We start from the raw sequence: 17,607 nt of genomic DNA, 5'->3' as shown, positions 1-17,607 counted from the left end.
GCCCGGCAGCGATGGCACGCATGTGGCAGCGGCTGACCCCGAAGCGCTTGCTGGCCGTCTCGGTCGCGGTGGCGCTGGCCACGATCGCGCTCAAGACCCTGGCGTGGTGGCTGACCGGCTCGGTGGGTCTGCTGTCCGACGCCATGGAGTCGGGCGTCAATCTGGCGGCAGCGCTGTTTGGCCTGTGGATGGTGACGGTCGCGGCGCGCCCGGCCGACGACGATCACCCTTACGGCCACCACAAGGCAGAGTATTTTTCTTCCGGCTTCGAGGGCATCCTCATCATCGTGGCGGCGCTGGGTATCGTCTGGGCGGCGCTCGATCGCCTGTGGTCGCCGCAGCCGTTGCAGCGGCTCGATTGGGGGTTGGTGCTGTCGGTGTTCAGTGCCGCGCTCAACGGGGCGCTGGCGTGGGTGATGCTGCGCGCCAGCCGCGTGCACCGGTCGTTGGCGCTGGAGGCCGATGCGCGCCACCTGTTTACCGACGTGTGGACCTCGGCCGGCGTGGTGGTGGGCTTGGGGCTGGTGGTGGCCACCGGCTGGTGGTGGCTCGATCCCCTGATTGCCATCGCGGTGGCGATCAACATCGCCCGCGAGGGCGTGCATCTTCTGTGGCGTTCCAGCCAGGGGTTGATGGATGAAGCGGTCGAGCCCGAGGTGCGCGCCGCCATCGATGCGGTGTTGGCCGACTTTGCGCACACCCGCGGCGGCGCCGAGATCATCCGCTTCGATCATGTGCACACGCGCAAGGCCGGCCAGCGCCGCTACGTCGATCTGCACATGCACATGCCCGCGCATTGGACGCTGGGGCGCGCCGCGGCCTTGCGCGCCAGCGTCGAGCAGGCGCTCATGAGCGCAGTACCCGGGTTGCGCGCCACCATCCAATTGCTGCCCACGGACGTGGAGGCGCACTTCGACGACACGCACGACCTCAAATGATCGGGCCCAGCGTCAGCGGTCACGCGCGGCGTAGGGGTTGGCAAAGCCCAGCCGGGTCAAGATGGCGATTTCACGCGCCTCCATCGCCTCAGCGTCGGCGTCACTGGTCTCGTGATCCCAGCCCTGGGCGTGCAGTGTGCCGTGCACCAGCAAGTGGGCGTAGTGGGCCTGTAGCGACTTGCCCTGCTCGGCGGCCTCGCGGGCCACCACCGGCGCGCACAACACCAGATCGGCCTGCACCACGGGTTCGGTGGCGTAGTCGAAGGTCAGCACATTGGTCGCGTAGTCTTTGTGCCGGTAGTCGCGGTTGAGCGCGCGGCCTTCCTCGGCATCGACGATGCGCACGGCGATCTCGGCATCGCGCTCGAGCGCGTGGCGGATCCAGCGCGCGACCGCATGGCGCGGTAGCGCGGCGCGGTGCGCGGCTGCGTCGTCGAAACGGGCAAACTGCAACGACAGGGTGAGCGTGGGCAGGGGCATGGCAGGTCAAGCCGCCGCGGGTGGGCGGGCTTCGTAGGCATCGACGATGCGCGCCACCAGCGGATGGCGCACCACGTCGGCGCTGGTCAGGCGCGCAAACGCGATGCCTTGCACGCGCCGCAGCACGCGCTCGGCGTCGATCAAGCCCGAGAGTTGCGAGCGCGGCAGGTCGATCTGGCTGACGTCGCCCGTGATCACGGCCTTCGATCCAAAGCCGATGCGCGTCAAAAACATCTTCATTTGCTCAGGCGTGGTGTTTTGCGCCTCGTCCAGGATGACGAAGGCGTGGTTGAGCGTGCGCCCGCGCATGAACGCCAGCGGCGCGATCTCGATCTGCTGGCGCTCGAAGGCTTTTTGCACCGCCTCGAAGCCCATCAGGTCGTACAGCGCGTCGAACAGCGGTCGCAAGTAGGGGTCGACTTTTTGCGCCAGGTCGCCGGGCAAAAAGCCCAGCCGCTCGCCGGCCTCCACCGCCGGGCGCGTCAGCACCAGGCGTTGCACCGCGCTGCGCTGCAGCGCATCCACCGCGCAGGCCACGGCCAGGTACGTCTTGCCGGTGCCCGCCGGCCCGATGCCAAACGTGATGTCGTGGCTCGCGATGGCGGCCAAGTAATGCGCCTGGTTGGCGGTTCGGCCACGAATCTCGCCCCGGCGCGTTTGCAGCACCGGGCCGGGGGTGCCGGGCGCGTCCGGCGGCCCATCACCGGCGAGCATGAGTTGCACCGTCTCGGCCGCGATCGGCTCGCGCGCCAGCTCGTACAGGGCTTGCAGCACCTCCATCGCCTGGGTGGCGGCGGCCTTGGGGCCCTCGACGCGAAAGTGTTCGAAGCGGTGCGCGATGCGCACCTGCAGGGCGGCCTCGACCGTGCGCAGGTGCTGGTCCAGCGGCCCGCACAGGTGGGCCAGCCGCGTGTTGTCGGCGGGGGAGAATGCGTGGCGCAGGATCAAGCCGATAATCCCAGGGTGTTGAACGAGAGGCCCCAATGATAGGCAAACTCACCGGCACCCTGCTGGACAAACACCCGCCGCAGATCGTGGTCGACTGCCACGGCGTGGGCTACGAGGTCGAAGTGCCCATGAGCACGTTCTACGGCCTGCCCGCCACCGGCGAGCGCGTGGCGCTGCTGACGCACCTGGTGGTGCGCGAGGATGCGCACCTGTTGTACGGCTTTGCCAGCGCGGCCGAGCGCGACGCGTTTCGCGCGCTGATCAAGATCAGCGGCGTGGGTCCGCGCATTGCGCTGGCGCTGCTGTCAGGCCTGAGCGTGGCGGAACTCGCGCAGGCGGTGGCCGCGCAGGAGGCGGGTCGCTTGGTCAAGATCCCGGGCATCGGCAAAAAGACCGCCGAGCGGCTGCTGCTGGAGCTCAAGGGCAAGCTCGCCCCCGATTTGGCACCGCCCACGGCGGCCCCGGTGAGCGACGCGCACGCCGATATCCAGCAGGCGCTGCTGGCGCTGGGCTACCACGAGCGCGAGGCGGCGGCGGCGCTGCAGGCGCTGCCTGCCGATGTGGGGGTGAGCGAGGGCATCAAGCTGGCGCTCAAGGCGCTGGCCAAGTGAGGAAGTCGCCGTGACGATCGAGACCGACGATTTTGCGACCAGCCCGCGGTCGCGGCTGGTGTCGGCCGCGCCGGAGTCAGGCCGCGAGGAGGCCCTGGAGCGCGCGTTGCGCCCTAAGGGCTTGGACGAGTACGTGGGCCAGACCAAGGTGCGCGAGCAGCTCGAAATCTTCATCGGCGCGGCCAAGAAGCGCGGCGAAGCGCTGGACCACGTGCTGCTGTTCGGCCCGCCCGGGCTGGGCAAGACGACGCTGTCGCACATCATCGCGTACGAGATGGGCGTCAATCTGCGCCAGACGAGTGGCCCCGTGCTGGAAAAGCCCAAGGACTTGGCGGCTCTGCTGACGGCCTTGGAGCCCAACGATGTGTTGTTCATCGACGAAATCCATCGGCTGAGTCCCGTGGTCGAGGAGATTCTGTATCCGGCGCTGGAGGACTACCAGATCGACATCATGATCGGCGAGGGGCCGGCGGCGCGCTCGATCAAGCTGGACCTGCAGCCGTTCACGCTGGTGGGGGCCACCACCCGCGCCGGCATGCTGACCAACCCGCTGCGCGATCGCTTCGGCATCGTGGCGCGGCTGGAGTTCTACACGCCGGAGGAGCTCTCTCGCATCGTCACGCGCTCGGCCGGGCTGCTGGGTGCGCCGATCGAGCCGGCAGGGGCGCTGGAGATCGCGCGGCGCTCGCGCGGCACGCCGCGCATCGCCAACCGGCTGCTGCGCCGCGTGCGTGACTACGCCGAGGTCAAGGGCCAGGGTCGCATCACGCGCGAGATCGCGCAGCGCGCGCTGGCGATGCTGGACGTGGACCCGATCGGGCTGGACCTGATGGACCGCAAGCTGCTGGAGGCGGTGATCCACAAGTTCGACGGCGGCCCGGTGGGGCTGGACAACATCGCCGCCAGCATCGGCGAGGAGCCGGGCACGATCGAGGACGTGATCGAGCCGTACCTGATCCAGCAGGGCTACCTGCAGCGCACGCCGCGCGGCCGCTGCGCCACCTTGGCCGCGTATCGCCATCTGGGGCTGCAGCCGCCGGCGGCCGCGGGCGGGCTGTTCGCCGACGCGGGGTAGGGTGATGCGGCGGTCGGCGTCATGCCGACGCGGACTCGTCGCGCGGGCCGGCTTCGTCGGCCTCTTCCAGGTGGCGCGTATCGCCCCACGACAACAGCGCAAAGCCACTGTCCGCGGTCCACAGCACGCGGTGGATGGCGGCGTTGCCCATGGCCCAGGCACGCGGCGCCTGCAGGTCGACGCGTGCGGCGGCCCGGTACAAGATGTCGAGCACCCCGCCGTGGGCCACGACCACGATCTGACCGCCGAGGTGGCGCGCCGCCAGCTCGGCAAACGTCGTCTCCACGCGCTGACGCAAGTCCCGCAGTGATTCACCGCCCGGAGGGGCGAAGTCGGGGTCGCGGGCTTTCCAGGCGCGCACGACGTCGGGGTGGGCCTGCTCCAGTTCGGCCCAAGTGCGGCCTTGGAAGGCGCCGAAATGGCGTTCGCGCAGGCCCGGGTGGGTCTGCACCGGTAAGCCGTGGCGGCGCGCGACCGCGGCCGCCGTCTGGTGGGCGCGGCGGAGGTCGCTGGCATAGACCGCTTGCAGCGCCTCGTGCGCCAGCGCCTCGGCGGTGCGCTCGGCTTGCCAGTGCCCCACATCGTTGAGTGGGATGTCGATCTGGCCTTGGATGCGCGCATCACGGTTCCAGGCGGTCTCACCATGACGGATGGCCAGAATCCGCGTCATCTGCATCGGGTTGCCTTGCGGGAAAGGGAAAGAAGTGCCTAGAATGGTAACAGCCCGCCCCGAGTGGCCCCGGCCCCCAACCTCGCAAGGCCCATCCATGAGCAGCACCGCGTTTCAAAAAGAAGTCGACGAGCGCACCAATCTGACTGGCTCCAACAAGTTCGAGATGCTGTTGTTTCGCCTTGGGCGCTCGCCCGGCGCCCAGCAGTCCGAGCTGTTTGGTATCAACGTCTTCAAGGTGCGCGAGATCGTGGCCATGCCGCCGCTGACCGCCATGGCGGGGGCACCCCAGCATGTGCTGGGCATGGTCAACCTGCGCGGGCAGGTGATTCCCGTGATCGACCTGCCTGCCGTCATCGGCTGCACGCCCGAGACGGGCCTGAACCTCATGCTGGTGACCGAATTTGCCCGCTCCACGCAGGCGTTTGCCGCCGAGTCGGTGGAAGATATCGTGCGCCTGGACTGGGGCAAGATTCTGCCCGCCGACCACACCGCGTCGGTCGCGCGCGGGCTGGTGACCAGCATTGCGCGCCTCGACGATGGGCAAGGCGGCGTCAAGCTGGTGCAGATTCTGGACGTGGAGTCGATCCTGCAGCGCGTCATGCCTAGCGAAGCGCTGGAAGTCAAGAAGGAGGATGTGGGGTCGGCCCTGCGGCTCAAGCCGGGCGCGGTGGTGTTGGCGGCCGACGACTCGTTCGTGGCGCGCAGCATGATCGAGTCGGAGCTCAAGGCGCTGAATTTGCCGTTCGTGATGACCAAAAACGGGCAGGAAGCGTGGAAGGTGCTGCAGGAAATGGCCGCCGACTGCAAGGCGCAAGGCATACCGGTCACCGACCGCGTGGCGGTGGTGCTCAGCGACCTGGAGATGCCTGACATGGACGGCTTCACGCTCACGCGCCAGATCAAGGCCGATCCCGCGCTGCGCGCCATTCCAGTGGTCATCCACTCCTCGCTGACCGGGGATACCAACGAGCAGCACGTGCAGCGCGCTGGGGCCGATGCGTACGTGGCCAAGTTTGCGGCGAAAGAGCTGGCTAGCACCTTGCGCAGTGTGTTGGCCAAGGCGCAGGCCGTCGCGGCCTGACGCCGCAGTGGTGGTCAGGGGTGCGGGGACTCGACCACCACGCGACGCGGGCTCGACGGCGGCTCCGGAAATCCATCGAGTGCTGCCTGCAGCAGCGCCCGCCACAGGGTTGGTGCGTCCGACCGCGGACCATCTTGCACGGCCCGGGTTTCATACACCACGTCGCCGCTGCGGCGGTCGCGCAGTGTCAGTGTCAACTCGCGCACGTAGTAGGGCGGGCGCAGCGTCCAGTGCAGGCCGATGCTGCTGACCACGCCGCGGCCGACCATCACCTGCCCATACGGGGCCCAGCCCGGGCGGGGCTCGGGGGCGTCCCACGGTGCATAGGGATACTTGACCGAGCGCGCCACGATCTGCACCCCCCAGGGCACCGCGCTGGGGGCGCCACCACTGGCCGTCTCGGCGCGCTGCAGACCCAGGCGGGCCAACTCGGCTGCGGCCAGCGCTTCGATCGCCTCTTGCTCGCGCGCCGCATCGCCGCTGCGCTGCGACGGCAGCCGCTCGAATACATAACGGTCCCCCGCGGCCGGGCGGACGCCACCGTTCCACGCGGCCTGGCTGCGCACCTCGTGTTCCAGCCGCAGCGGGGTGGCGCAGCCGGCCAACCACGCCGCCCCGATCAGCAGGGCGATGAAACGCCACGTGCGTAGCCCGCGTCGCATGTCAATCCTCCGGCAGCAGGGCAAACACAGGCCGTGGCGGACGCGCTACCGCGTCACTGGCGGCCGGTGTCTCGTCATCGTCCGCCGGGGCGGCCATGCCCTCGGTCGGCAAAGGCTCGTCGTCGAAGGCGATGTCGCCATCGGCTTGCGGGCGGCCGCTGGCGCGCACCCCCGCGAAGTCGTACAGCGTGCGGTCCATCAGGTGGCTGGGCACGACGTGCTGCAGCGCCTTGAGCATGTTGTCGACGCGGCCAGGGAAGCGTTTGTCCCACTCGCGCAGCAGGTCGCCCACCTGTTTGCGCTGCAGGTGCTGCTGGCTGCCGCACAGGTTGCACGGGATGATGGGGAACTGCCGCACCTGCGCCCAGCGGATCAGGTCCTTTTCGGGTACGTAGGCCAGGGGACGGATGACGACATGCTCGCCGTTATCGCTGACCAGCTTGGGTGGCATGCCCTTGAGCTTGGCGCCAAAGAACATGTTGAGCAGCAACGTCTGCAGGATGTCATCCCGGTGGTGCCCCAACGCGATCTTGGTGGCCCCCAGCTCGCGCGCCACGCGGTACAGGATGCCGCGCCGCAGCCGACTGCACAGGCTGCACATCGTCTTGCCTTCGGGGATGACCTTCTTGACGATGGAGTACGTATCCTGCGTTTCGATGTGGAACCGCACCCCGAGCTGGCGCAGGTAGGCCGGCAGCACGTCGGCGGGAAAGCCCGGCTGCTTCTGATCGAGGTTGACCGCGATCAGCTCGAAGCGCGCCGGGGCGCGGCGTTGCAGCCGCATCAGGATGTCCAGCAGCGAGTAGCTGTCCTTGCCGCCCGAGAGGCACACCATGACACGGTCGCCGTCCTCGATCATGCGGTAGTCGTCGATGGCCTGGCCGACCAGGCGGCACAGGCGTTTTTCCAGCTTGCGGTTTTCAAAAGCCTCGTCCATGGGGGGTCCGGTGCGGTCGGATGCGGCAGGCCGCGACAAGCCTGGGATTGTCCCGCAAACGGGGCCGCCCTGCCTACCACTGGCCGCATTCCATGCGGATGGCGACCTCGCAGTCGTCGAAGATCTCGAGCTTGGCGATGCGCACGCGCACGCCGATCACGCCCGGCAGCTGCATCAGGCGCAGCGCCAGCTTGCCCACCAGCGTCTCCAGCAGGTTGATGTGCTCGGCGGTGCACTCGTCGATGATGATCTGGCGCACCTTGCGGTAGTCGAGCACGTGGCGGATGTCGTCGTCGTGCGGCTGCAGCGGCTGCAAGCCCTGGTTGATCTCGGCATCCACCTCGATGGGCTGCGGGCCTTGGCGCTCATGGTCCAGGATGCCCAGGTTGGCATGAAAGCGCAGGCCCGTCAGCGTCAGCACCTGACGGCCGATTTTGTGGGTGGGGTGTGCGGCGGTCGTCATACCGAAGCGTTCGGCGCTCATACCATGCAAGAGAAGTCGCGCTCGAAGCGCCACAGGTGCTGCCCGCCATCGACGAGCAGATGGGTGCCGGTGAGCGAGCGATTCTCCAGCGCGAAACGCACGGTCTCGGCCACGTCTTGCGGGGTGGACGAGCGCCCCAGCGGGGCCTGCCGATGCAGGCGCTCGAACGCGTCGCCCAGCAGGGTCTCGCTGGTCAGCGTCAGCCCGGGCGCCACGCCCACCACGCGCACCCATGGCGCCAGTGCCAGTGCCAGCAGCTCGGTGGCGGCGCGCAGTGCGGCTTTGGACAGCGTGTAGCTGAAAAAGTCTGGGTTCGGGTTCCAGAGTTTTTGGTCGAGCAGGTTGACCACGCAAGCGCGCGCACGCCACGCTTGGCGCTCGTCCTCGCTTTCGGCGAGCGCCAAGCGGGATTGGACATGGGCATACAGCCCCTGCGCCAGCAGCACCGGCGCGGCCGTGTTGGGCAGCCAGTGGTCACGCATGGTGGCAGGGCTGGCGCCCAACGCATCGTCATACGAGAAGCGCGATGCCGAGTTGACCACCGCGAGCAACCCGCCGAACTGCGCCACCACGGCGGGGACCAGCGCGCGGCAGGCCGCCTCGTCCGCCAGGTCGGCCGCGAAAGCGTGTGCGCGCACGCCCAGCGCGCGGCAGTCCTGCACCGTCTGCTCGGCCTCAGTGGCCGAGCCGCGGTAGTGCACCGCCACGTCCCAACCGGCGCGCGCCAGGGCCAGCGCGATGGCGCGGCCCAAGCGCCGGGCGGCCCCCGTGACCAGCACCACACGGGGGCAAGGCAGGGGCTCCGATGGCGGCGGGTCGGTCGTCATGGTCGAGTGAGTCAGGGGTTGGGCAAGGCACAATCATGCCATGCAAGTCGCAGCCCCAGATCCAGGGCCGGCCATGCCGGCGGTGCAGCACGCCCTGCGGGAGACCGGCGGCTGGCTGCCGTTCGAGCGCTTCATGGCGTTGGCGCTCTATGCGCCCGGGCAGGGCTACTATGCGCGCGGTGCGCGTATCTTTGGCGCCACCCCGGCCGATGGCAGCGACTTCGTGACCGCGCCCGTGCTCAGCCCCCGCTTTGGCGCGACGCTGGCGCGGCAGGTGGCGCAGGCGCTGGCCGAAACCGGCACCCATGCGGTGTGGGAGTTCGGCGCCGGCACGGGGGCGTTGGCGGCTCAGATACTCGCGGCGCTCGATGCGCTGGCCCCCGCGGACAGCGGGGGCGCGCGCGTGGCCTACCACATCGTCGAGGTCTCGGGCGCGCTGCGCGCGCGGCAGGCCGAATGTCTGGCGCCATGGAGCGGGCGTGTGACATGGCACGAGCGCTTGCCAGATGCGCTGGAGGGCGTGCTGATCGGCAACGAAGTGCTCGACGCCATGCCGGTGACGTTGCTACACCGGCGGGGGGGCGTTTGGCACGAGCGCGGGGTGGCGTGGGATGCGCAACAGGCGCGCTTCGTGTGGGTGGATCGGCCGACCGACCGGCGGCCGCCGCTGGCGATCGCGGGCACGCACGACTATGTGACCGAGATCCACCCCCAGGCGGAGGCGTTCGTGCGCACCGTGGGCGAGCGTTTGCGCCGCGGCGCGGCGTTTTTCATCGACTATGGCTTCCCCGAGCACGAGTACTACCATCCGCAGCGCGCCGGGGGCACGCTGATGTGCCACCGCGCCCACCGGGCCGACGCCGACCCGCTGACCGACGTGGGCGCCAAGGACATCACGGCGCACGTCAATTTTACGGGGGTGGCGCTGGCGGCGCAACAAGTCGGGCTGGAGGTGCTGGGCTACACCAGCCAAGGCCGCTTTTTGCTCAACGCGGGCGTGCTCGACGGGCTGGACGACGCGCCGCTGGCCGAGCGCGCCGCGGTGCTCAAGCTGGTGCACGAGCACGAGATGGGCGAGCTGTTCAAGGTCATCGGTCTGGCGCCGCCCGCGAGCAGCCGCGGTTGGGTGCCGATCGGGTTCGCCCAGGGCGACCGTACGCACACGTTGTGACGGCGGAGCGTACCGATGATTCGCTGGTTGATCGTCGTTTGTCTGGCGCTGCTGATCTTCAGTTGGCTTACGCCCTGGCTGCGGCGTCTGGGCTTTGGGCGCTTGCCGGGTGACCTCCATTTCCGGCTCTTCGGGCGCGAGTGGGACATTCCGCTGGCCAGCACGGTGTTGCTCAGTCTGCTGGCGGCGGCGATCGCGCGCTGGATCTGAGGGTGCGGCACTGGCCGTCGGCACGGGGCGTCGATTCGGTACCCAGAGGGGTATGACTTGAAACCACGGACTTCGGCCCCATGTGTGGGCTATCGTTGTCACCAGGAGCCCGCATGTCCGCCGAGCCGTTGCACATCGTCTGCCCCCATTGCCACACCACCAATCGCGTGCGCGCCGACCAGTTGAACCAAGCGCCCGACTGCGGTCGCTGCCACCGGCCGTTGTTCGACGGCCACCCGGTCGAGCTCGACGCGGCGGCCTTCGAGCGCCACGTCGGGCGCAGCCAGATCCCGGTGCTGGTCGACTTTTGGGCGCCGTGGTGCGGGCCGTGCCGCATGATGGCGCCGGCGTTCGAGGCGGCCGCGCGCCAGCTCGAACCCCACGTGCGGCTGGCCAAGGTCAACACCGAGGCCGAGCCGGCGCTGGCGGCGCATTTCGGTATTCGCAGCATCCCGACGCTGGCGCTCTTCGTCGGCGGACGCGAGGTGGCCCGCCAGCCCGGCGCGATGGGGCAGGCCGACATCGTGCGCTGGGTGCAGGCGGCGTTGGCGCAGGCGCGCTGACGGCACGCGCCAGGCTCGGTCCGCGGTCAGTCGCCGCGCAGCGCGTCGGCGATGGCGCGCTGGCGCGCGTGTTCGATCGCGGCCCCGATGCGCAGCCCCAGATCGTGCGCGCTGGGATGACGGGCCTGCTCCTGCTGGGCGAGCGCGGCGGTGTCCACCGCCAGTGCGGCCTGCAGCGCGCGGCGCAGCCGTGCCGCCTGGGGGTAGGGCCGGTCTTCGTGATGCAGGCGGCCGCGCGCGTCGCATTCGCAGGCTAGCAATACCTGCTCGAAGCGCTCGGGCCGGCGCAGGGCGTCGCAGCGCTGCAGCAAGCGCAGGATGGCGGCGGCCCCCAACGCGTCGCTGCGGTGGATGTGGCCGTGCTCGCGCGCCACCACCTCGGCCAGTTCGCGGCAGTCGCGTGGCACGCGCCAGCGCTCGCTGACCTGGCGCAGCAGCCGCACGCTGCGCTCCTCGTGTCCCAGGTGGCGCGGCAGGATCTCGGGCGGTGTCGTCCCCTTGCCCAGGTCGTGGCACAGGCAGGCGTAGCGCGTGGCCAGCGGCGCGTTCAGGCGCGCGCTCATGTCCAGCACCATTTCTAGGTGCACGCCGGTGTCGACCTCGGGGTGGTAGTCCGCACGTTGCGGCACGCCCCAGAGGCGGTCCACTTCGGGCAGCAGGACGCGCAGTGCGCCGGTCTCGCGCAGCACAGCCAGCATGCGCGAGGGGCGTGGTTCCATCAGCCCGCGCGAGAGTTCTTGCCACACCCGCTCGGGTACCAGGTGATCGACCTCGCCGTGCGCCACCATGTCGCGCATCAGCGCCATCGTCTCGGGCGCGATACGGAAATCAGGCCAGCGCGCGGCAAAACGCGCCATGCGCAGGATGCGCACCGGGTCTTCGGCAAACGCCGGGGTGACGTGGCGCAGCACTTTGGCCTGCAGGTCGCGCCGGCCGCCATAAGGGTCGACCAACCGCGGATCGTTGGGGTCGAAGCGCCCGTCGGCGTCCAGCGCCGCTGCGGGCAGCGCCATGGCGTTGATGGTCAGGTCGCGGCGCGCCAGGTCTTGCTCCAGCGTCACACTGGGGTCGGCAAAGAAAGCAAAGCCGTGATAGCCGCGTGCCGTTTTGCGCTCGGTGCGTGCCAGCGCGTACTCTTCGCGCGTGACCGGGTGCAGAAAGACCGGAAAGTCCCGCCCGACCGGCACATAACCGGCCGCGACCATGGCCTCGGGCGTGGCGCCAACCACGACCCAGTCCCGGTCGGCGTGCGCCGTGCCGTCGGGGCGCTGGTGTGCCAAGTGGAAGTGCCCCAGCAGACCGTCGCGCACGGCGCCGCCGACGAGATAGATATCCATGGGCATGCTCGCGCCACAGCCTGCCCGGGGCGTCAGGCGTACTTTTCGAGGATGCGCGTGGAGCGCTCGACCTCGCGCAGCGTGTCGTCGTCCGAGACGGCGACGGACTCCATCACGGAGCACGCCATCATGCGAAAGAACGCTTTGTCCATGGCCTTGCGCGCGGCCGACATCTGCTGCGCGACGTCCTCGCACGGGCGGCCGGATTCGACCATCTCGATGAGCGCGCGCACCTGGCCTTCGATGCGCTTGAGCCGGTTGACCACATCGCGCTGGTGCTCGCTGCGGTAGCGCGACGACGGCGCCCCGGTCGGATGGGTAGTAGTGGGGCGGGTGTCGTGGCCGGAGGGGGCGGAGGCTTTCATGGGGTGATCCTTCGATGTCGGACGCAAGCCCCGAGTGTGCCAAAAAACATGGCCCCCAGCGTGGTGTGCCCATCGAGGCGCACCCATCGCGGCTTGCGCCTTTGGTGGCCTTGATCAAAACCCTACCCCCTAGGGTAAATGCGGATGCCGTTGCGCGGTCTGCCTTGCTAATCTCCACGTGCCTTGACAAATATCAAAGCCCTGCGGGGCGGAGGAGTTGGACGCATGAAGATGACACGTGAAGGATGGCGCAAGAGCTGGCTGGCGCTGGCGATGGTCGCTGTCGTGGGATTGACCAGTGGCTGTGGCACCGTGGCCACCATCGGCAAGCTCGAGGACGGGGCGGGCGCGGAGGCGATGAAGATGTGGGACCGCTGGATCGAGGGCGGCGGTGACATCGCCGTCGCGACGACCTGGGAGCGCAAGGTCAAGCCCGGCCTGAGTGTGGCAGACGTCGAGGAGATCATGCGCACCGTGATGGTGGAGCGCAATATGCGCGACGTCGGCACGCTGCCGCTGTCCAAGGAACTGGAAGCCCGCTCCGGCAAGAAGGAGCCGGTATTGACGATCTACCAGTTCTGCAGCCCCAACATCGCACGTCGCATGGCGGATTTCAGTCCGGCCATGGCTGCTTACATGCCGTGTCGCATCGCGCTGGTCGAGCGCCCCGACGGATTGTGGCTGTACACGCTCAACATGGACATGATGGTCAAGATGGGCCGCAAACTGCCCTCGCCGCTCAAGGAGGAGGCCTGGAGCGTGCGCGAGGCCGTCTGGGACATGATGGAGCGTGCTTCCAAGGGCGAATTCTGAGCACACGGGCCAAGATCCGATCCCACCCAAAAAGACAGAGGAGAACCGCATGCATCACGCAACCGAAGGGCGGCCGCTCGCGGCACGCCGCATTCCCCGTATCACCCTGGCCGCCGTGGCGCTGGCGTGCGCCGGTGCGGCACAGGCCACCAATGGCTACTTCCCGCACGGATTCGGGCTGAAAGCCAAAGGCATGGGTGGCGCGTCGATCGCCCTGGCGCACGACGGATTTGCCGGGGTCAACAACCCCGCCGCGGCGCTGTTTGCAGGCAGCCGCATGGACGTGGGGGCCGAGATTTTCCGGCCATACCGCGACGCGCAGTTCGTGGGCCAGACGCCCGTGGTGGACAGTGGCCGCACCGCCTTTTTGATTCCGGAGTTCGGCTACAACGCGCGTCTGTCCGAGACATTGGCCGTGGGCCTGACCGTCTATGGCAACGGGGGCATGAACACGTCGTATGCGCCCTTTCCCAACGGGCAGAACCTATTGGGCGGCACAGGCAAACTCGGCGTCGATCTGATGCAGCTCATCGTGGCGCCGACGCTGGCGATCCAAGTCGCGGAGGGGCATGCCCTGGGTGTATCCCCGTTGCTGGTGTGGCAGCGCTTCGAGGCCTATGGGCTACAGGGGTTTGCCGGGATGTCGTCCGATCCAGCCAACCTGACCAACCGCGGCAAGGACAACAGCACCGGCATCGGCGTGCGCGTGGGCTACATGGGCAAACTGGGCGATCGGGTCACGGTCGGTGCCGCCTACTCGCCGCGGGTGCGCATGGGGCGCTTCGACAAATACCGCGGCTTGTTCGCGGGGGCGGGCGATTTGGACATCCCGGCCAACTACGGCGTTGGTGTCGCGCTGCAGCTGACGCCGGCCTGGACGCTGGCGCTGGATGCGACGCGCATCCGCTACGGCGGTGTGCCCTCGATCGCCAACGGCAGCCTGTCACAGGTGATGGCAGGCCAGCCGCTGGGCGCGGCCAGCGGTCCCGGTTTCGGCTGGCGCGACATCAGCATCGTCAAGCTGGGGGTGCAGTGGCAAATGGACGAGCGCTGGACGCTGCGTGCCGGCGTCAACAAGGGCGGCAATCCGATTCGCGCCCAGGATGCGATGTTCAACATTCTGGCGCCCGGCGTGATCCGCGAGCACGTGACGTTTGGTGCGACCTACACGCCCGACAAGCAGACCGAGTGGACGTTTGCGCTCTGGCACGGCCGACGCGAGACCGTGGTGGGGCCGAGCGTCGACTTCTCGACGAACCCGCCGGGAGTGAACCCGACAGGCACGCGCATCGGCATGCACCAAAACGGCTTTGGTGTGCAGTACAGCCGCAAGTTCTGATATCTGGGGGCAACCGCTTGCCGCCGTCCGCTCGGGGCGGCGGCTCTTTTTTCAGCGTCGCAGGTGCGCGCGGCGGCGCAGCTGGATCAGCGGATCGGCCGGGCCGTCCAGGTCCAGGTAGCGCGCCGCTACCGGCTCCACCGCGCTGGGTGTGATGCCAAGGTCGGCCAGGGTCGGTCGCGTGCCGGTGGCGACGTTGTCCACTTCCATCGAGCGCAGGTTGTCCCTGGACAGCAGCGGCTCGCCCGGCAACAGCTCCATCAGCAGGGCCTGGAAGTACGCCAGCGCACGCGGCAGCGGAATGACCGGCCGCGGATGGCCGCTGAGCCGTCCGGCCAAGCGCACCAGATCCGCGAGCGTCCAGACTTCGGGGCCGACGCATTCGAACGTCTTGCCGATGGTGTCCTCACGGCGCAGGCACTCGACGATGGCGTGGGCGACATCGCCCACCCACACGGGTTGGAAGCGCGCCTGCGCGCCTGCCAGCGGCACAACGGGCAGGGTTTGTTGCAGCCGCGCAAACAGGTTCAGGAATCGATCCTCGGCCCCGAAAATGACGCTGGGCCGCAGCACGGTCAGCGCCAGCCCCGCGCTGGTCATCGACCACAGCGCGGCCTCACCGGCCCCTTTGGTCTGCTGGTACAGCGACGGGCCTTGCGGGTCGGCTCCCAGTGCGCTGACGTGCACAAGCCGCTGGATTTGGGCGGCCAACATGGCTTGCGCCAGGCGTTGAGGAAACGCCACGTGCACCTGCTCGAACTGGTGGCGACTGCCGTGCAGAATGGCGATCAGGTTGACGACGGCGTCGTGTCCCGGCAGCAGGCGCTCCAGTTCGCGGTCGTCGTGCACGTTGGCGACGATCACGTCCACCATCGGCAACATCTGGATCGATTTGGCGTGCTCGGCATGGCGCGTCGGCACGGTGACGCGCACCCCCACGCGGTTGAGCCATTCGCAAACGTGGCGGCCAACGAAGCCGGTGCCGCCGAGTACCAGCACGTGTTTCATGGTGTCATCGCTCCACTGGGGCATGGCCGTGGTCGTCGCCGCGTCGGCGCCGTCACGGCAGGTCGGTATCGGGCGCGCGTGCCGTCGCCGGCCGGGGGCCGATGGGCCCCAAGCGGCTGCTCAGCCGCTGCGGTCGCTGCTCCAGGATGGCAGCGTAGACCGTGGTGTTGGACAACACACGCTTGACATAGTCGCGTGTTTCGTCGAACGGAATGTTCTCGATCCACACCGAGGCCTCCAGCTCCGGTCCCTGGCGCCACTGGCGCGGGCGCCCTGGACCCGCATTGTAGGCGGCGGCGGCCAGCGCCATTGAGCCCTCGAAATCGTCCAGCGCCAACTTCAGATACGCGGTGCCGATGCGCACGTTGGTGTCGGGGTCGGTGATCTGGTGCGGCTCGAAGTCTCGCAGGCCGATCTTGCGTGCGGTCCAGCGCGCGGTGGCGGGCATCACCTGCATCAGCCCCGAGGCGCCAACGTGCGAGCGCGCGTCGGTGATGAAGCGGCTTTCCTGCCGGATCAGGCCATAGACGTAGGCCGGATCGAGCCCGATTTCGCGCGCACGCGGCACGACCAACTCGCGCAGCGGCATGGGAAAGCGCTGCGCGATATCGACCACCTCGCGCGTGCGCAGGCTGGTGTTGATACACCGGTCCCAGACGCCGCGCTCGCAGGCCCACTCGGCTGCGGCCAGCAGCTCGCGGTCGCTCATCCCCCCCGGCGTGTGGAGGGCGACTTCGTAGTTCCACTCGCGCACACCCTCCGCGCGCAGGCCCAGCTCGATGGCGAGCAGCGCGCGTTGCAGCCCCGCATGGGCGCGGATGGCCGCCCGCTCGGCCGGCGTGGGCGGCGGTGGGGCGGGCGGCAGCGCGACGTCGCGGCCCAGCGCTTCTGCCGCCAATTTTTCATAGAAGCCGTCCAGTCCCGCGATGCGCCCGTACAGCTCGCGGGCCTGCGCGGCGTCCTCAGGGCGTGGGCTGGTTTGCAGGGCGCGCGCGAGCCAATACGTCCAGGTGGGGTCGCGGCGCTGCGCCTCGCTCATGTGCTCGATGGTGCGCCGCACCATGCCCCAGTCGCCCGCGCGCAGCGCGGCACGCACTTTCCAGGCGCGCAGCTCGTCGGGCAGCAGCGCGTCGTTGGCACGGGCGAAGTAGCGCACCGCCTCATCCGACAGGCGCAATGCCGCGCGTTTGCCGATCACTCCCCACACCCAGGCCTGTTCCTCAGGGGTGAGCTGGGCACGCCAGCGCAGATCGTCGGCGGCCTGTGCCGCTGCCACTGGGTCCTTCGTCGCGAGGCGGATCAAGGCCAGGGTGACGATCTCCTTGGTGCGATCGCGCACCGCAGTGACTTTGTCGTCCAGGTAGCGCTGGGGGTTTTGGGTGGCGCGATCGACCAGCCCGACCCACTGCGGGTCCAGCAGCCCGACGGCCTGGGTGGCGATACCGATTCGCCCAGCCTCCACACCCAACCGTGCGCGCTGCCAGGCCACCTCGCGCGGCAATGCACCGGCCTGGATCAGCCGTTGCGCGGCGGCGGCGCATCCCGGCGCTGCGGTGCGCTGCGCCAGCCAGTTCTCGCGCACCAGTGCGGCCACCTCGCTCGGGGCGGCACGGGCTGTCTCGACGCGCGCTAGCGCCGTGTAGCAGCGCACCTCGGGGTCGTCGTTCATGCGAAACGCGATGGCCTCTTGCAGCAGCGTGGCCCAGTCCTGTTGCCGTCCCAGCACCAACAGCCAGTCGTTGCGCAGGCGGTCTTCCCAGTAGGTGCCGCGCCAGCGCTGCAGAAAGGCGCGGATCTCGTCCGCACTGGCACTGTCCAGCCGCGCCCGCAACGCCCAGTACGCCGCCAGCGGCTCCAGCGGGTGGCCCTGCACCAGGGGCAGCAGCTGCGCCAGCCGTTGCGCATCGCCTTTTTGGAAGGCGGCGCGCATCTCGACGAGCGCACGCTCCGCGGCCGCGCGCGGGGCCCCGTCGCCGACGGCGACCGGCTGCGCGGCCGCCGACTGCGCCATGGCTGGCGCGACCCACGCGCCACTGCCCCACAGCGGTAAGATGACAGCCGCCCTGACCGCCACGGCCCTGATGG

20 protein-coding genes are annotated in these 17,607 nt (G+C 69.1%); 9 read left to right on the top strand and 11 right to left on the bottom strand.

What is annotated here, in order from left to right; translation table 11 throughout:
• Window positions 1-11 precede the first annotated feature (11 nt).
• On the top strand, window positions 12-938 hold the full coding sequence (locus ACPP3B_RS04010; RefSeq protein ID WP_299021265.1) for a cation diffusion facilitator family transporter: 927 nt from the start codon (window positions 12-14) through the stop codon (window positions 936-938).
• Between the two features lie 12 nt (window positions 939-950).
• Here the strand turns inward: ACPP3B_RS04010 and ybeY are convergent, their stop codons facing one another.
• Complete coding sequence (gene ybeY / locus ACPP3B_RS04005) at window positions 951-1,418, bottom strand: rRNA maturation RNase YbeY (RefSeq protein WP_299021264.1); 468 nt, start codon at window positions 1,416-1,418, stop codon at window positions 951-953.
• A gap of 6 nt (window positions 1,419-1,424) precedes the next feature.
• Entirely contained in the window at window positions 1,425-2,366 is a 942-nt protein-coding gene (locus ACPP3B_RS04000; protein ID WP_299021262.1) for a PhoH family protein, read from the bottom strand.
• A gap of 35 nt (window positions 2,367-2,401) precedes the next feature.
• Here ACPP3B_RS04000 and ruvA point away from each other — a divergent pair, with 35 nt between their 5' ends.
• Together ruvA and ruvB are read left to right on the top strand one after the other, a co-directional pair.
• Window positions 2,402-2,977, top strand: a complete 576-nt coding sequence (gene ruvA, locus ACPP3B_RS03995) for a Holliday junction branch migration protein RuvA (RefSeq protein WP_299021260.1) — start codon at window positions 2,402-2,404, stop codon at window positions 2,975-2,977.
• Between the two features lie 10 nt (window positions 2,978-2,987).
• Window positions 2,988-4,052 carry a Holliday junction branch migration DNA helicase RuvB gene (gene ruvB / locus ACPP3B_RS03990; RefSeq protein ID WP_424859804.1) on the top strand — a complete coding sequence of 355 codons (1,065 nt, stop codon included), beginning with the start codon at window positions 2,988-2,990 and terminating at the stop codon, window positions 4,050-4,052.
• Between the two features lie 19 nt (window positions 4,053-4,071).
• Here the strand turns inward: ruvB and ACPP3B_RS03985 are convergent, their stop codons facing one another.
• Entirely contained in the window at window positions 4,072-4,728 is a 657-nt protein-coding gene (locus ACPP3B_RS03985) for a histidine phosphatase family protein (protein ID WP_424859803.1), read from the bottom strand.
• Window positions 4,729-4,819: 91 nt separating this feature from the next.
• Between ACPP3B_RS03985 and ACPP3B_RS03980 the strand changes: the two genes are divergently transcribed.
• Window positions 4,820-5,806, top strand: a complete 987-nt coding sequence (locus ACPP3B_RS03980) for a chemotaxis protein (RefSeq protein WP_424859802.1) — start codon at window positions 4,820-4,822, stop codon at window positions 5,804-5,806.
• A gap of 14 nt (window positions 5,807-5,820) precedes the next feature.
• On the opposite strand, the gene ACPP3B_RS03975 is transcribed toward ACPP3B_RS03980, so the two are convergent.
• The 4 genes from ACPP3B_RS03975 to ACPP3B_RS03960 all read right to left on the bottom strand — a co-directional run bounded on the left by ACPP3B_RS03975 (window position 5,821) and on the right by ACPP3B_RS03960 (window position 8,716).
• On the bottom strand, window positions 5,821-6,468 hold the full coding sequence (locus ACPP3B_RS03975; protein ID WP_424859801.1) for a hypothetical protein: 648 nt from the start codon (window positions 6,466-6,468) through the stop codon (window positions 5,821-5,823).
• A 1-nt stretch (window position 6,469) separates the two neighbouring features.
• The gene (gene ttcA, locus ACPP3B_RS03970; protein ID WP_424859800.1) at window positions 6,470-7,405 is read right to left on the bottom strand and encodes a tRNA 2-thiocytidine(32) synthetase TtcA; all 936 of its coding nucleotides are present in this window, start codon (window positions 7,403-7,405) and stop codon (window positions 6,470-6,472) included.
• Window positions 7,406-7,478: 73 nt separating this feature from the next.
• The gene (locus tag ACPP3B_RS03965) at window positions 7,479-7,868 is read right to left on the bottom strand and encodes a dihydroneopterin aldolase (RefSeq protein WP_424859799.1); all 390 of its coding nucleotides are present in this window, start codon (window positions 7,866-7,868) and stop codon (window positions 7,479-7,481) included.
• Window positions 7,869-7,885: 17 nt separating this feature from the next.
• The gene (locus ACPP3B_RS03960) at window positions 7,886-8,716 is read right to left on the bottom strand and encodes an SDR family oxidoreductase (protein ID WP_424859798.1); all 831 of its coding nucleotides are present in this window, start codon (window positions 8,714-8,716) and stop codon (window positions 7,886-7,888) included.
• A 40-nt stretch (window positions 8,717-8,756) separates the two neighbouring features.
• Between ACPP3B_RS03960 and ACPP3B_RS03955 the strand changes: the two genes are divergently transcribed.
• The 3 genes from ACPP3B_RS03955 (at window position 8,757) to trxC (ending at window position 10,660) form a co-directional block, all read left to right on the top strand.
• The gene (locus tag ACPP3B_RS03955; protein ID WP_424859797.1) at window positions 8,757-9,887 is read left to right on the top strand and encodes a class I SAM-dependent methyltransferase; all 1,131 of its coding nucleotides are present in this window, start codon (window positions 8,757-8,759) and stop codon (window positions 9,885-9,887) included.
• A gap of 15 nt (window positions 9,888-9,902) precedes the next feature.
• The gene (locus tag ACPP3B_RS03950; RefSeq protein WP_299019261.1) at window positions 9,903-10,097 is read left to right on the top strand and encodes a DUF2905 domain-containing protein; all 195 of its coding nucleotides are present in this window, start codon (window positions 9,903-9,905) and stop codon (window positions 10,095-10,097) included.
• A gap of 113 nt (window positions 10,098-10,210) precedes the next feature.
• Complete coding sequence (gene trxC / locus ACPP3B_RS03945; RefSeq protein WP_424859796.1) at window positions 10,211-10,660, top strand: thioredoxin TrxC; 450 nt, start codon at window positions 10,211-10,213, stop codon at window positions 10,658-10,660.
• Between the two features lie 26 nt (window positions 10,661-10,686).
• Here the strand turns inward: trxC and ACPP3B_RS03940 are convergent, their stop codons facing one another.
• A complete protein-coding gene (locus ACPP3B_RS03940) occupies window positions 10,687-11,997 on the bottom strand; it encodes a multifunctional CCA addition/repair protein (protein WP_424859795.1) in 1,311 nt (436 codons plus the stop codon).
• 32 nt (window positions 11,998-12,029) lie between these two features.
• Window positions 12,030-12,362, bottom strand: a complete 333-nt coding sequence (locus ACPP3B_RS03935) for a metal-sensitive transcriptional regulator (protein ID WP_424859794.1) — start codon at window positions 12,360-12,362, stop codon at window positions 12,030-12,032.
• Window positions 12,363-12,587: 225 nt separating this feature from the next.
• Here ACPP3B_RS03935 and ACPP3B_RS03930 point away from each other — a divergent pair, with 225 nt between their 5' ends.
• Both ACPP3B_RS03930 and ACPP3B_RS03925 read left to right on the top strand, forming a co-directional pair.
• The gene (locus ACPP3B_RS03930) at window positions 12,588-13,175 is read left to right on the top strand and encodes a DUF302 domain-containing protein (protein WP_299019270.1); all 588 of its coding nucleotides are present in this window, start codon (window positions 12,588-12,590) and stop codon (window positions 13,173-13,175) included.
• Window positions 13,176-13,224: 49 nt separating this feature from the next.
• Complete coding sequence (locus tag ACPP3B_RS03925) at window positions 13,225-14,514, top strand: OmpP1/FadL family transporter (RefSeq protein ID WP_424859793.1); 1,290 nt, start codon at window positions 13,225-13,227, stop codon at window positions 14,512-14,514.
• Window positions 14,515-14,565: 51 nt separating this feature from the next.
• Here ACPP3B_RS03925 and ACPP3B_RS03920 read toward each other — a convergent pair whose 3' ends face one another.
• Both ACPP3B_RS03920 and ACPP3B_RS03915 read right to left on the bottom strand, forming a co-directional pair.
• On the bottom strand, window positions 14,566-15,522 hold the full coding sequence (locus tag ACPP3B_RS03920; RefSeq protein ID WP_424859792.1) for a complex I NDUFA9 subunit family protein: 957 nt from the start codon (window positions 15,520-15,522) through the stop codon (window positions 14,566-14,568).
• A 52-nt stretch (window positions 15,523-15,574) separates the two neighbouring features.
• Window positions 15,575-17,533 carry a transglycosylase SLT domain-containing protein gene (locus ACPP3B_RS03915; RefSeq protein ID WP_424859791.1) on the bottom strand — a complete coding sequence of 653 codons (1,959 nt, stop codon included), beginning with the start codon at window positions 17,531-17,533 and terminating at the stop codon, window positions 15,575-15,577.
• Window positions 17,534-17,607 lie beyond the last annotated feature (74 nt).

It is taken from the genome of Tepidimonas sp. HKU77 (assembly GCF_049728535.1).
Taxonomy (GTDB): domain Bacteria; phylum Pseudomonadota; class Gammaproteobacteria; order Burkholderiales; family Burkholderiaceae_C; genus Tepidimonas.
The sequence above is the reverse complement of the archived record's forward strand: the minus strand, read 5'-3'. Positions and strand labels throughout refer to the sequence as shown.

Excerpts from the sequence above, each read along its gene's own strand:
- ACPP3B_RS04010 (WP_299021265.1), top strand. The coding sequence starts at position 12 with ATGGCACGCATGTGGCAGCGGCTGACCCCGAAGCGCTTGCTGGCCGTC.
- ybeY (WP_299021264.1), bottom strand. The coding sequence starts at position 1,418 with ATGCCCCTGCCCACGCTCACCCTGTCGTTGCAGTTTGCCCGTTTCGAC.
- ruvA (WP_299021260.1), top strand. The coding sequence starts at position 2,402 with ATGATAGGCAAACTCACCGGCACCCTGCTGGACAAACACCCGCCGCAG.
- ACPP3B_RS03985 (WP_424859803.1), bottom strand. The coding sequence starts at position 4,728 with ATGCAGATGACGCGGATTCTGGCCATCCGTCATGGTGAGACCGCCTGG.
- ACPP3B_RS03980 (WP_424859802.1), top strand. The coding sequence starts at position 4,820 with ATGAGCAGCACCGCGTTTCAAAAAGAAGTCGACGAGCGCACCAATCTG.
- ACPP3B_RS03975 (WP_424859801.1), bottom strand. The coding sequence starts at position 6,468 with ATGCGACGCGGGCTACGCACGTGGCGTTTCATCGCCCTGCTGATCGGG.
- ttcA (WP_424859800.1), bottom strand. The coding sequence starts at position 7,405 with ATGGACGAGGCTTTTGAAAACCGCAAGCTGGAAAAACGCCTGTGCCGC.
- ACPP3B_RS03965 (WP_424859799.1), bottom strand. The coding sequence starts at position 7,868 with ATGACGACCGCCGCACACCCCACCCACAAAATCGGCCGTCAGGTGCTG.
- ACPP3B_RS03960 (WP_424859798.1), bottom strand. The coding sequence starts at position 8,716 with ATGACGACCGACCCGCCGCCATCGGAGCCCCTGCCTTGCCCCCGTGTG.
- ACPP3B_RS03955 (WP_424859797.1), top strand. The coding sequence starts at position 8,757 with ATGCAAGTCGCAGCCCCAGATCCAGGGCCGGCCATGCCGGCGGTGCAG.
- ACPP3B_RS03950 (WP_299019261.1), top strand. The coding sequence starts at position 9,903 with ATGATTCGCTGGTTGATCGTCGTTTGTCTGGCGCTGCTGATCTTCAGT.
- trxC (WP_424859796.1), top strand. The coding sequence starts at position 10,211 with ATGTCCGCCGAGCCGTTGCACATCGTCTGCCCCCATTGCCACACCACC.
- ACPP3B_RS03940 (WP_424859795.1), bottom strand. The coding sequence starts at position 11,997 with ATGGATATCTATCTCGTCGGCGGCGCCGTGCGCGACGGTCTGCTGGGG.
- ACPP3B_RS03935 (WP_424859794.1), bottom strand. The coding sequence starts at position 12,362 with ATGAAAGCCTCCGCCCCCTCCGGCCACGACACCCGCCCCACTACTACC.
- ACPP3B_RS03930 (WP_299019270.1), top strand. The coding sequence starts at position 12,588 with ATGAAGATGACACGTGAAGGATGGCGCAAGAGCTGGCTGGCGCTGGCG.
- ACPP3B_RS03925 (WP_424859793.1), top strand. The coding sequence starts at position 13,225 with ATGCATCACGCAACCGAAGGGCGGCCGCTCGCGGCACGCCGCATTCCC.
- ACPP3B_RS03920 (WP_424859792.1), bottom strand. The coding sequence starts at position 15,522 with ATGAAACACGTGCTGGTACTCGGCGGCACCGGCTTCGTTGGCCGCCAC.
- ACPP3B_RS03915 (WP_424859791.1), bottom strand. The coding sequence starts at position 17,533 with ATGGCGCAGTCGGCGGCCGCGCAGCCGGTCGCCGTCGGCGACGGGGCC.